At 54.7% G+C, this 12,283-nt stretch carries 9 protein-coding genes, 1 tRNA gene and 1 pseudogene; 1 reads left to right on the plus strand and 10 read right to left on the minus strand.

Features of this window, described 5'->3' with window-relative positions:
- Nucleotides 1-248: 248 nt before the first annotated feature.
- Together RWV98_RS12105 and RWV98_RS12110 are read right to left on the minus strand one after the other, a co-directional pair.
- The gene (locus RWV98_RS12105) at nt 249-1,103 is read right to left on the minus strand and encodes a tyrosine-type recombinase/integrase (RefSeq protein WP_317861017.1); all 855 of its coding nucleotides are present in this window, start codon (nt 1,101-1,103) and stop codon (nt 249-251) included.
- A gap of 242 nt (nt 1,104-1,345) precedes the next feature.
- Nucleotides 1,346-2,056: a LytR/AlgR family response regulator transcription factor gene (locus tag RWV98_RS12110; RefSeq protein WP_317861019.1), complete on the minus strand. Its 711-nt coding sequence runs from the start codon at nt 2,054-2,056 to the stop codon at nt 1,346-1,348.
- Between the two features lie 90 nt (nt 2,057-2,146).
- Here RWV98_RS12110 and RWV98_RS12115 point away from each other — a divergent pair, with 90 nt between their 5' ends.
- A complete protein-coding gene (locus RWV98_RS12115) occupies nt 2,147-5,878 on the plus strand; it encodes a sensor histidine kinase (RefSeq protein WP_317861021.1) in 3,732 nt (1,243 codons plus the stop codon).
- 235 nt (nt 5,879-6,113) lie between these two features.
- On the opposite strand, the gene RWV98_RS12120 is transcribed toward RWV98_RS12115, so the two are convergent.
- The 8 genes and pseudogenes from RWV98_RS12120 to RWV98_RS12155 all read right to left on the minus strand — a co-directional run bounded on the left by RWV98_RS12120 (nt 6,114) and on the right by RWV98_RS12155 (nt 12,198).
- The gene (locus tag RWV98_RS12120) at nt 6,114-6,362 is read right to left on the minus strand and encodes a hypothetical protein (RefSeq protein ID WP_317861023.1); all 249 of its coding nucleotides are present in this window, start codon (nt 6,360-6,362) and stop codon (nt 6,114-6,116) included.
- Nucleotides 6,363-6,552: 190 nt separating this feature from the next.
- Nucleotides 6,553-6,629: transfer RNA gene (locus RWV98_RS12125), tRNA-Pro, on the minus strand.
- Nucleotides 6,630-6,716: 87 nt separating this feature from the next.
- Nucleotides 6,717-7,532 carry a purine-nucleoside phosphorylase gene (locus tag RWV98_RS12130; protein WP_317861025.1) on the minus strand — a complete coding sequence of 272 codons (816 nt, stop codon included), beginning with the start codon at nt 7,530-7,532 and terminating at the stop codon, nt 6,717-6,719.
- An 18-nt stretch (nt 7,533-7,550) separates the two neighbouring features.
- Nucleotides 7,551-8,837 carry an amidohydrolase gene (locus tag RWV98_RS12135; RefSeq protein ID WP_317861027.1) on the minus strand — a complete coding sequence of 429 codons (1,287 nt, stop codon included), beginning with the start codon at nt 8,835-8,837 and terminating at the stop codon, nt 7,551-7,553.
- 84 nt (nt 8,838-8,921) lie between these two features.
- Nucleotides 8,922-9,209 (minus strand): annotated as a pseudogene (locus RWV98_RS12140) (sigma-70 family RNA polymerase sigma factor); the annotation flags it as partial.
- A gap of 150 nt (nt 9,210-9,359) precedes the next feature.
- On the minus strand, nt 9,360-10,271 hold the full coding sequence (locus RWV98_RS12145) for a DMT family transporter (protein WP_280960826.1): 912 nt from the start codon (nt 10,269-10,271) through the stop codon (nt 9,360-9,362).
- 372 nt (nt 10,272-10,643) lie between these two features.
- Complete coding sequence (sigE, locus tag RWV98_RS12150) at nt 10,644-11,342, minus strand: RNA polymerase sporulation sigma factor SigE (protein ID WP_280960827.1); 699 nt, start codon at nt 11,340-11,342, stop codon at nt 10,644-10,646.
- 13 nt (nt 11,343-11,355) lie between these two features.
- Nucleotides 11,356-12,198 (minus strand): sigma-E processing peptidase SpoIIGA, encoded by an 843-nt coding sequence (locus RWV98_RS12155; RefSeq protein ID WP_317861030.1) that lies wholly within the window; start codon nt 12,196-12,198, stop codon nt 11,356-11,358.
- Nucleotides 12,199-12,283 lie beyond the last annotated feature (85 nt).

Here is a 12,283-nt window from a genome sequence, read left to right on the forward strand (position 1 = left end):
GCGCGCAAAAGTCGAGCGCGTGCAGGCTTGGTTTTTATGCATGTGAATAGGAGGATTTTGATTAATTCGTCAAATCCCCTAAAAATATATATTTGTTAGCAAAATATCTTTGTTTATTTCACCCCACCCCCTTGACTTTTATGTCGTTTTGTCTCATAATAATGATATTATTTAAGAAAACAAACATATATGTAACCGACGGGAGCCATACACACTACATAATTCGTATTATGTGGTGTTTTCTTTTTTTATCCACACTCTATCAGCCCCAAACGGGACAGCAGTTTTTTCTGCTCCGCGCCGCTGGTGGCCGTATAAATGCGGGTGGTCTCCACACTGGAATGGCCGAGAATGTCCGCCAAACGGATGATATCCTTTTCCAGTTGGTAATACGTGATTGCAAACAGGTGCCGCAGGTTATGCGGAAAAATCTTCTCCGCAGGTACGTTTGCTTTTTGGCTCAGGCGCTTCATATCCGCCCAAATATTGCTGCGGTCCAGCGGGCGGCCCGAACGGGATACAAATACCGATCCTTGCTCCACGCCGTGCGCCCGGCAAAAGCGGAGGAGCGGCCCTTTTAGTTCCGCGGGAATAAAAACAACGCGCTCCTTCCCCTTGTTGACAATCCGCGCATAGCCGGTCTTGATCGCCGCCACCGTGATGAAACGGTGTTCGCTTACTCGAATGCCGGTGGCGCAGATCGTCTGCATCAGCAAATACAATCGCTCGTTCTGCTTATTTTTTGCGGCGTGCAGCAGACGCTGGTATTCGTCCTTGGTCAGTTCACGGTCGGCCTGTCGGAAATTTTGCCGCTGCATACGCAGCAGCTTAACCCGGCATTCGCCCCAGCCCAAGAAAGCCAGCAGGCAATTCACCGCCACCAGCATGGAATTGGCGCTGCTGCCCTTATAGCGCTCCGCCAAGTGCTTTTTATAAGCCATAACGGCTTCCTTATCCACAATTTTACATGGCTGCAAAAAGGCGCAGAACGTCCGTACATCCCGCAGATATTTGGCAATCGTATCCCGGCTGCGTTCATCAGCAATCAACTGCTTTCGGAAGCTGTCCAGCACCGTGGCTGTTAAAACATGTGTTTCGTTCATCGAGGTTCCTCCTTCTCATGTGCGATTAGTATGGCCATATGGACCAACAACCTATCCGCACCAGAAAGATACTATATGCAAAAATAAGTATCCGTGCAATTCTCTTTATTCAATCCGCTTGTATTAAGCTTTTTTGTTCACATGCATCATTATAGATCGAACAATGGTTGCGAAAAACCCTTTTGTCGAAAACAACCGGTTTTTGTCGAAAATAACGGTCTGAGAACTTGTATGTCCAGTTCTCAGACCGTTATTTTATAATCCAGATATGCTTTTTTAAACGGTTCCTTATAGGTGCGGCTCATCGGCAATTTTTTACCGCCGCTCAATTCCACACAGTCGTACCGTATGGCCCGCACCCGCGCCAAATTGACCAGATAGCTTCTGTGGCACTGCGCCGCCGCGATACCCGACAAACGCTGCTCAAAATCCTCCAGCTTGCCTCTGCATTTAATCTCCTTACATCCCTCCGCATGCACCAATACATCATGGTTGATACTTTCGAGGTAAAAAATCCTCTGCTGTTCCAGTACCTGAACGCTGCCACTGGCTTGCAGCGTTATTTTCTCATCCGGTCTAGGGCCGTGCAGCAGGGCGTAACGAATCGCGCTTTGCAGCTTATTGCGATCCGGCGGTTTGACGATATAATGAATCGCGTGGATATCGTAGCCTGCCAGCAGATAATCGGTGCTGCTGCTGACCAGAATCACCGAGCAATCGTAGCCCCGCCGCTGCACCTCCTTTGCCCAAACCAGCCCTTCCGGCCCCTCAAATAGGATATCCAGCAGGATTAATTGATATGGTGCGCTGTCAAATGCCTCTAACAACTGCTGTATGGATAAAAACCGATCCACTTCGTAAGCGAGGTCAAATGTCGGCATGATCTGCCTCACCAGCTCATTCATTTGTTCCAAATCTTCTATTTTATCGTCACAAATTGCGATACGATACATGCCGGTATTCCTTCCCTCCTATATTGGCTGTATTTACCTGCGCACATATGTGGTATATCATGTTACACTCTTGGAAGGAGATGTTATCATATGCAGGTTAAATACAAACTTATGGTTGGTTTATGGGCCGTTTTATTCACCTATTTTTATACGCTGCCGGCGCGGGCCATGGACATGGATCCGGCACAGAATTACAATATCGCGCCGGATGTAACTCCACAGCCCCCCGCCGAGCCGCCAAGCGACCCCAACACCGTAAAAACCGCCGATGAGCTGGCGCAATGGTTTGTGTATAACCAAGAAGCGGGAGGTACGGTAAGCCTCGCTGCTGATCTCATATGGGACCGTTCGCACCGCATCACACGCCCGCTTTCACAGGTAACGATCCTCACAGGGGAACATACCATCCGCATCCAGCCGGGCGCGCAATGGGATGTGCGCGCCCCTCTCGTTTTCCGGGGCGGCGGTACAATCTTTTACATAGAAGAGGGCGGTACGCTATCGCTTTACGCGGAAAATGAGATCCACGCGACAGGCGACGGCGCAACGGCTATTCTAACCGAAGGCCCGCATGGCGTCGTTTCCGATCACGGGCAAGTGTTTGCATATGGAACGGGCGCAACGGCCATTCGTTCACAAAGTGATCTTACCCTTTCCATTCTGTCCGCTATGGCCACCGGTATCGACGCCATAGCCGTAGCGTGCGAAGGCGACGCCGACCTGACCTACTGCCGTCTTATTGCCGAGGGCGAAGGGGCGCGGACGGTCGCCGCAACAGGCGGCGTTACGCTGGACGCCTGTTACGCTATGCCCGAAATAACGGGCGCGGCAAGTTTTTCCCGCTCGGCAGTGGTTTCGCTCTCTCCGCTTTATACGGAAACCGGAGGGAAACCCTATGAGCCAAGCCTGCGTTTTACCATTTGCCGGCTTCTTTCAGACAGTCGGCCGCCGCTTTCCGTCAGAATCCCGTTGACGTTGGATGTGAACGGAATTGGCACAGAAGTGGAAGTGCAATACGCACTGCCCGTACACTTTGCGCCCCGCTTTCCAGAGATCGATATCGGGCTGCCGAAAGCGTATACGGTTCCTCTCTATGTGCTCGATCCCGAACGCCCCCGCCTAATCTCTGCCGATGTACAGAACGGTGAACTGCGGCTCAGCCTTTACCGGCCCATACCCAAGGAAACAGTAACAACGGTATACGTTTCCACCGATGACGGCGCAACATGGGTGTTGCAGCTGACTAAGGAGGGTTCGGTTTCTTCCTATGTGCCAACGGGTTTCCGGTTGGAGCCCGGAAACAAGGCGCTTTTCTATTTGGAGCTGTCGCGCGATGGCAAAACACAGCGTTCCAATCTGCTTACGGTGTCCTACACCGAAACAGGGGAGCTTCTGTGCCCGCCGGATAACGGCGATTACGACGGCGGCGACATGGAGGATGACAGCTCACCGACACCTCCTCTCGATCGGCCGGGCAAACAGACCTCCGAAAGCTCGCGCTATCCTTCACACGGCGCGGAGCCGTCTGCGGGCAAATCACTTCCGGCGCTCCCGCTGTTTCCTTCTATCTCCATAACAGACACAGAAGCAGAGGAAACCGCTCCCCGTTCCCCGCCCCAAAATGCCGCCCCGCCCCAAAATGCCGCCCCGCCCCAAAATGCCGCCCCGCCGCTTAAACCTGCGGAGCCATTTGGGGCTCCGGTAATTACGCCCGCTTTCCTTCCCGGTGTGGAAACGCAATTCCCTATTCGATCCGCGGAGACGTTGCCCACGCTGGAACAAACCGATGAGCTGTCGCCGTCCACTGGTGCGAACGCTCCGCGCGGCGAACCGGAACTCTCTCCAGTAGAAATGCCCCCTTCACATGCCGCAGGGTCACACAGCGCTGTATTCTATGCCGCCGCTATCTGCGTACTGTTGTTTGGTATCAGCATCGTCATTGGTCGCCTAATCTATAAGCGACGTTTTCTCGGCATAGGCAAGGCGCTTCTCGTATTCTTTTGTGTTTCCACCGTGCTGAGCGGCGTTCTCTTCTTCTTAGTCAAATTCGGGCTGGACAGCAAATACGCTTCCCAGCCGCAAGCCAGCCAAGGCGTGCTGAACGCCGCCTTGATTCCTCAGGAACAGTCACTGACTTTTCTGTGGGATGGGTGGGAGTTCTACGAGGACAATCTCACCCCGGAGGCGCTCCATACCGGCGAACACATCCCGTCCTATATCTATATCGGACAGTTTGGGGAGTACTATTGGAGTGGTTCCTTTCCCGGCGGTGGCGCCACGTATCGCCTGACCATTGAAACACCGGACGACGGTCAAACCTACGCGCTGGAAATCCCTCATGTTTTCGGTACCTACCGACTTTGGATCAACGGCGCGCTCTACAGCAGTGATACGGACAAGCGCCCTTACCTGCTGGTGGAACCGAAAAACGACCGCATTGAGCTCGTAATAGCCGTAGAGTCACACGATCAGTTATACAACGGCCTTGTCTATCCCCCTACCCTCGGCACGCCTGAAGCGGTTTGGACGCTGCTGCAGCTCCGCTCCGTTCTTACGGTTTTGGCTTGTGGATGTGCTGTTTTTCTGGCTTTGCTGTATTTGTTGATCGGTCTTAAAGCACGCAAGGCCCGGCGGGCTTTCTTCTTTGCGCTGCTCTGCATTTGTTATGTGGGCACCGTAATGAGGGTTCCCCTACTCACCCTCGGCGTGCCCGCTGAAAGCTTGCTGGTTTTTTGCAGGGTATGCTACTACGGTATTTTTCTATCTACCATGCTAATTTTAAACGATTTATATGCGGTAAAGCAAGAGGTAATGTGCGCCACGTTCTTTTTAGGTGCATCCATGTGCCTATTTGTGCTTTGGTTCCAGCTTTGGGGCGTACGCGGGAATATGGAACTTTTCCAGCTCTTCAGCCAAACCGTAACTTGGTATAAGTTTGCTGTCGCCGCTTTTTTGGTCGGGCTGTCCGTGCTTGCCGTGGTGCGAAACCGTCCGTACAGCATACGGCTGCTATTTGGCGTTTTGTTTTTCGCCGCCGCGCTTCTGGCCGACCGCATCTATCCCAAGTATGAACCCGCGCTGTCACACTGGCCGGTGGAGACTGCCGCACTGCTCCAAATCGGTATCATCGCCGGGGTCTTGATCTCCGACACCGTACGGGTCTATGGAGACAATATTCTGCTGCATGAAAGAGACCGAATCACGCAAGCCCTAATCAACGCGCAAACCGTGCAGTATACCACGCTTTCCCGCCATTTGGAGGATTTCGCCCGCGTGCGCCACGATATGCGCAGCCTACTGATCGCTCTGCAAAACCGGTGCCAGAACGGTGACTATGCGGGAATAGATGACCTGATCCAAGGCAGCCTTGGCGCGACGGCCGCGCCCGCCCTCACTGGCAACAGCCTGATCAACGCGATTTTATCCGTGTTGCTTGGCGAAGCCGAAAGCGAGCGCATTTGCGTGCATACCGACTTGGGTCCCCTGCCGCCCAAGCTCCATATCGCGGATACCGACCTGTGCGTCCTGCTTTCCAATTTGATCCGCAACGCGATTGAAGCGACCAGCGCGCTGCCCGCAGATCAGCCGCGTACCATTGACCTGTATCTGCGATATAGTTGGGGCGATCATATGCTGAATTTCTCCTGCAAAAACCCTTGCCGCAAAAAGCTGCGTTTTACCAAAGGATTACCGCTTAGCTCAAAACAGAGTTGGGGACACGGTCTTGGTCTAAAGGCCGTGGAAGAACTGATACAAAAATACGGCGGCGTTCTTTCTCTGGAGCAGCAGAACCATGTCTTCATCGCTAGATTCTCAATATAATTTTTTGTGCGCCGACTGGGAAAAAAGCCCGTAGTATCAAGGTTTTTCAGCTTTGTATAACTTGATTTTTTAAGGTAAAGTTGTTTTTAATTTTGGTCAAAATCAAGTTAAAAAAATTGAGAGGAAACAGTTCTTTGCATTGCAAAAAATAAAGCGGAAGCGGAACAATTCTGTAAGAAAATGTTCCGCTTCCGCTTTATTTTTTAGCTGGATAAAAGATATCAGAGACATATGCCTATTGATGTCTTAGCTTAACTTGCTCTTGATAGTATGCTTCAAGCCTAACAAGAAAGGCTGCTTTATTTACTGTCATACCCTCTGGAGTTTCCCTTGTCTCCAACTCTAACTGTTTCGTCGCTTTAATTGCCGTTCCTTTGGCTACGTCTAATATCTCCGACAAGTCTTTTAGCAGAAACGTATCCGGGAATTTATTCAGCCTGTGCATAACTTCTTGCAAGTTGATAACTTTAGACCAATGCTTCATGCACTAAGACTTTTTTCGCTTTAAATTGTTTCGCTCACGGATGCGCGGTAGTATTCATAGCACCTCATATTTTTTCAGAAAATGTGGGCGCATATGTGGGCATTTAAAGAATTCACTTAACTAAAGCACCTTGAAAAGTGTTTATAATACAGAAAAAGGGCGAAAAACAATGTTTTTCGCCCTTCCAAAGTGGTCGAGGTGACAGGATTTGAACCTGCGGCCTCTTCGTCCCGAACGAAGCGCTCTACCAAGCTGAGCCACACCTCGATTATGCTGTCTTTTTCCTGTGACAGCTTTATTATTATATCGAATTTATGAGGTGTTGTCAACTATTTCTTCACTCAATTTTTAATTTTATATATGGAAGATCAGCGCGCGGATGAACGAACGGAACACGGGGCCGCGCGCGGCGGCGATTTCGTTTACCTCCGCGCCGGATAACGGCTGCATCAGAACGCCGGAAGCCATATTGGTGATCATCGCCACGGCGGCAACCGGCAGGCCGCAATGCGCGGCGGCGATCGCCTCGTACACGGTCGACATTCCGACGGCATCCGCGCCGAGCGCGCGGAACGCGCGAATTTCGGCAGGCGTTTCAAACTGTGGGCCGTTCACACCGCAGTAAACGCCGTGGCGTAGCGCAATACCGCAATCCGCGGCAGCCTGATTGGCCAGTTCACGCAGAGTGGGCGCATAGGCAAACGTCATATCCGGAAAGCGCGTACCCAGCGCCGCATCGTTTGAACCGGTGAGCGGGCTCTTGCCGGTCATATTGATATGATCCTCGATCAGCATCAGGTCGCCGACCGAAAAGTCCGTATTGATACCGCCCGACGCATTGGTCAGCACCAGCGCACGCACGCCGAGCGCCTGCATGACATAAACCGGAAAAGCGATGTCCGCGGGCTCGTAACCCTCATAGCCGTGCAGGCGCCCCTGCATGCACAAAACGGTTTTGCCCGCCAGCTTGCCGCAAACGAACCGGCCTATGTGGTCGGGCGCGGTAGAGGTTTTAAAGTGTGGAATCTCCCCATAGGGCACAAAGACCGCGTCCCCAATCTCATCGGCGATCGGGCCCAGCCCGGAGCCGAGCACTAGACCGATTTCCGGCTTTTGCGATAGCCGCTTCGCGACGGCTTCCGCCGCCTGCCGTACCTGCTGATGATCCATGAGCGTCTCCTTCCCTTTTTACAGGCCCGCCAGAATGCGGTCTGTTCTGCGTTGCGCTTGCGCCTTGACCCGCTCGATGTCGAGCGTCAGGAACGAGCCGTCGCGATAAAGCACCTTACCGTCCACCATGGTTAGTCTGACATCGCTGCCGCCGGCGGCGTAGACCACATTGCAGGCGGCGTTCGTCATCGGGGTAAACTGCGGCGAATCGGTATCAATCACACACAGATCGGCCCGGCCGCCCACCTTGATTGCGCCGCTGTCCTCCCGGCCTTGGCTGTGCGCGCCCGCGCGCGTCAGCGCGTACAGCGCTTCCTTAGGCGTAATGAGCGTGGAATCATGGTAGTAACCCTTGTAGGCTGTGGCGAACAGATACAGATCCTGCAAGATATTCAGGTTGTTGTTGGAAGCCGCGCCGTCCGTGCCGATCGCCACGGAGATACCGCGCCGCATCAGCTCCGGCACGTTGGCATAGCCCGAAGCCAGCTTCAGGTTGCTGGCCGGACAACAGGCCACGGTAACGCCGTGAGAACGAAGAATTTCAAAATCCTCCCCTTCCAGCCAGACGCAGTGCGCCGCCGTTGTGGGCACATCAAAAATGCCGTGCGCCTGCATATAAGCGGCGGGCGTCATGCCGTGCCGCAGCTTGCAGCCCTTGTGTTCGGACTCGGTCTCGGACAGGTGGATGTGCATGCGCGTGCCCCGCTCTTTCGCCTGCGCGGCCACGGCTTCCACCACCGCCGGAGAGGAGGTATATTCCCCATGAATGCACAGGTCGATCGTAAGCCGCCCATCGCCCGCGCCCTGATAATCGCGCAGCAGCTCCTCATTGTCGCGGTACGCCTGAATCTGCTCGTAAGCGCTGCCGTCGAATACGGTCAGGCCCCGGCTGAGATTGCACTTGATGCCGCTTTCCAAAACGGCCTTCGCCATCGCTTGGCATTCAAAATACATATCGGTAAAGGATACCGTACCGCACTGCACCATTTCGGCAATGGCCAGCTGCGTGGCCCAGTACACATCCTCATCCGTCAGGCAGTCCTCAAACGGGAACACCTTTTCATTCAGCCACCTGTCCAGCGGCAGGTTTTCCGCATAGCCGCGCAGCAGCACCATGGGCGCGTGGCTGTGCACATTGTAAAAGCCGGGCAGCAGCAGGCGGCGGCGGCCGTCATAGCGTCCGCCGTAATCCTCCTGCGGCGCGGTTTCGCCGATATAGGCGATACGGCCGTTTTTTACGCCGACATACCGGTCCCGTTCCAGTTCCAGTTGTTCGTTTAACAGATCAATATTACAAAATAACATGATTTTCACCTGTCCTTTGGGTGTAAGTATGGGTTTGGCGGCTTAACTACAAATATTGTGGAGGCGTTTTCCCCAAATAACGTTCATCGGCACGGCATAGGTAGAAAAACGCACGCCCAGATCGATATTAAAATGATCGATCGATTTCATCAGTCCAATGCAGCCGACCTGAAACAGATCGTCCGGCGATTCGCCGCGCCCGTGAAACCGCTGGATGACCGAAAGCACCAGCCGCAGATTGCCGCGGATTAGCTCGTCCCGCGCCTGTTTATCCCCATCCTTAACGCGACGCAGCAGCGCGTCGGTCTCCTTCGCGGTCAATACGGTGAGCCCGGCCGTATTGACCCCGCATATCTCTACCTTTGTTTGCACGAAAAAACCTCCTGTCCCTGATCCAAAGAGCAAGTGTTCAACATGAGGATTTTCCCCTGCGCACCAAATGAATATACTGCCGAAATTTTTTGCCAGCCGACTTTTTTCGACTGGATTTTGCCCGGGTTTGTGCTTATACCGGCAAACGCCTTACAGACTGTCGCCCGCGCTTTCCATTTTGTTCTTTTTTAATTTTGCGGGCAGGTTCAGCAGCACGATCGCGCTGAGGACGAGCAGAATGCCGCAAAGCTTATCCCACGATACCGCTTCGTGTAGCAGCGTTACGCCGAGAACAGTGGCGACGACCGGCTCCGCCGTGGAAAGGATGGCGGCTTGCCCGGCGGGCACCTTAGCCAGTCCCGCTGTGTATAACAGATACGCCACGACCGTGCACACCAGCGCGCAGCCAAGCGCGTTTCGCAAAACCGCAGGACTGCGGCACAGCCCCAAAAGCCGTACCGGCTGCGACAGCGGGATTGTCGCCAATGCGGCAAATACCGCTGTATAGGCGGTAATGGTCTCCGGCTTGTAATGAACAAGCGCAAACTTGCCGAAAATACTATATAACGCGTAGCCAAAGCCAGAGCCGAGCCCCCAGAGAAGCGCCACAGGCGTGAGCCGTACCCCGCCCGCGGTAAATACGCCCGCCACGAACACACAGCCCAATACCGTGAGCGCCAACGCGGTCACGCTGCGCGCGGAAAGCTTTTCATGAAACAGTACGGCGGAAAGCACCATGACAAAAACCGGCGCGGTATACAGCAGCAGCGCCGCCACCGCGACGCCCGCATATTTGATGCAGGTGATATAGCAAAAATTAAAGAAGGCCAAGCTGCACACGCCCGTGCCGATAAAGTAGAGCAAATGCCGCGGCCGTTTGATGCGCAGCGCCGCCGGATCGCGCACCGCGAGATACACCACATATCCCACCGCGGCGAGTGCAAACCGCATGGTAATCGTCTGCATGCTCGTCAGACCCTCGGCAGATAACCCACTGTAAAACACCGGGATCGCGCCCCAGCACACCGCAGCCGCAACGATGAGTAAATACGCTTTTTTCATTTTATTGGTTTCCCCCAGACACGTTTTTATTCTACCGCATTTTTCCGCTCCATGCAAGTTTTACAGCACGGTGCAGCCGGTAAAAAAACGCCGCGGCAAAAGCCGCGGCGTTTCAGCGTGTCAAAGAACTCCCTCGCGCCGCAGCGCGCATAAAATAGAATTTTGCCGTTTGCGGCAAAATTCATAAAAACCGGGAGCATGTATCTCGGTTTTTATACAAACCGACTTCAAGTGTGCCTAAAAGGCGCGCGCAGAAGCCGGAATTCTCGATCGAAATGGGGCTTTGTTTCGATCGACAGACTGTCAAAACTTGTTTTTTGACAGTCTGAAACGCCGCGGCAAAAGCCGCGGCGTTTAGTGCGGGAACCACACTCATACCCACTTCAGAATGTCCTTGCGCATGCGCGCGATGATGCGCTTTTCCAAACGGGAGATGTAACTTTGCGAAATGCCGAGCAGATCGGCTACCTCCTTCTGCGTCATGGCTTCGGCCATGCCGATGCCGAAGCGCAGCGAGATAATGCGCTTCTCCCGCTCGGGCAAGCGGTCTAGCGCGCGCAGCAAAAGCGCCCGATCCACATCGTCCTCCAGTGGACGCAGCACGCTGTCGGCCTCTGTACCCAATATATCGGAAAGCAGCAGCTCGTTGCCGTCCCAATCCGAGGAAAGCGGTTCGTCAAAGGAAATTTCCGTGCGCTGGTTGCCGATCTTGCGCAGATGCATTAGGATCTCATTTTCGATACAGCGCGAGGCATAGGTGGCAAGCTTCACGTTTTTATCGCTTTTATAAGTACCCACGGCCTTGATCAGCCCAATCGTGCCGATCGAGATCAGATCCTCCGTGCCAACGCCGCTCGATTCAAATTTACGCGCCAAAAAAACGACCAAGCGCAGGTTGTGCTCGATCAGCGTATTGCGCGCGGCTTCGCTTCCCGCCTGACAGGCGGCGACCTGCTGCGCCTCCTCCACGGCGGAAAGCGGCGGCGGCAGCACCTCGCTGCCGCCGATATAATAGACGCGCCCGCGCCGTTTCAGCAAGTTCAGTAATTTTCCCAGCCATTTTTTCAGCATGATGCTCTCCCTTTCACACGCCCAGCAAGCCTTCGTAACCGCCCTGATCCATTCGTTCCGTTCCAATCGCCAATACACAATCTATTTTTTTGCCGGCGGCGTCCCATACCCCGTCCGGCCTGAAAAACAGCAGCAGGCCGTTCGCCGTGCCGACCGCCTGATACGGCAGCAGCCCCGCGCGCCGCGCCAGCTCGGGCGGCAGGGCGGCAAGGCAGGCGGCGGCGTTCCCCGCCGTCAGCCCTTGCAGCGCGGCAAACCGTTCGCCCAGCAGCCGCGCGGCGGCGCTTTGCCCCAGAATAAGCGCCGGTTTTCCGGAAGCGGGCTCGGTCAGCTCATTGCCTGTGTCGCGCAGCACATTCACCTGTATGCGCCTATCAAACAACGAGACCGTGACCGTGCCGATCTGCCGCCGTACCGCGCCGTGAGCCGCGTCGCCCCGGAGCAGCACGCCGCTTACCGCGTATCCCACGGCGGCGGCCAGCAGCAGCAAGCGCAGCGGCACCGCGAGGTAATAGCCCGCGCCGAACAGCAGCCGTTTCCCGGTCGCCGCGCCGAGCGCCAGCGCCACACCCGCGAACGCGGCCGATACCAGCAGATAAAGCGCGCAGACACGCACGAACGGCCCTTTGCCATAGTACGCCGCGGCACAAATCCCCACGCCCGCTGCAAGCCGCAGCGGCAGGGCTCCCAGTACCGGCATTACGGCGCCCAGCACCGCATAAGCGCCGCCCAGCAGCGCCGCGAGGGCGATGCGCCCTCTTCCGCTATGTATACCGCCCAGCCGGGCCGCGGCCAGCAGGGTCGCGTAATCCATCAGTGCGTTCACCGCGAACAGCACATCCACATAGACCGTCATACGCGCCCTCCCTCCGCCGATTGCTATCATATCACTTTGCGGCCGAGCTTTTTGACGAAAGGACACAAGCAAAAAAATAGGAGAT

The sequence above is a fragment of the Agathobaculum sp. NTUH-O15-33 genome (assembly GCF_033193315.1).
GTDB lineage: Bacteria > Bacillota > Clostridia > Oscillospirales > Butyricicoccaceae > Agathobaculum > Agathobaculum faecihominis_A.

Coding starts and splice junctions, on each gene's coding strand:
- RWV98_RS12105 (WP_317861017.1), bottom strand. CDS start 1,103: ATGAACGAAACACATGTTTTAACAGCCACGGTGCTGGACAGCTTCCGA.
- RWV98_RS12110 (WP_317861019.1), bottom strand. CDS start 2,056: ATGTATCGTATCGCAATTTGTGACGATAAAATAGAAGATTTGGAACAA.
- RWV98_RS12115 (WP_317861021.1), top strand. CDS start 2,147: ATGCAGGTTAAATACAAACTTATGGTTGGTTTATGGGCCGTTTTATTC.
- RWV98_RS12120 (WP_317861023.1), bottom strand. CDS start 6,362: ATGAAGCATTGGTCTAAAGTTATCAACTTGCAAGAAGTTATGCACAGG.
- RWV98_RS12130 (WP_317861025.1), bottom strand. CDS start 7,532: ATGGATCATCAGCAGGTACGGCAGGCGGCGGAAGCCGTCGCGAAGCGG.
- RWV98_RS12135 (WP_317861027.1), bottom strand. CDS start 8,837: ATGTTATTTTGTAATATTGATCTGTTAAACGAACAACTGGAACTGGAA.
- RWV98_RS12145 (WP_280960826.1), bottom strand. CDS start 10,271: ATGAAAAAAGCGTATTTACTCATCGTTGCGGCTGCGGTGTGCTGGGGC.
- sigE (WP_280960827.1), bottom strand. CDS start 11,342: ATGCTGAAAAAATGGCTGGGAAAATTACTGAACTTGCTGAAACGGCGC.
- RWV98_RS12155 (WP_317861030.1), bottom strand. CDS start 12,198: ATGACGGTCTATGTGGATGTGCTGTTCGCGGTGAACGCACTGATGGAT.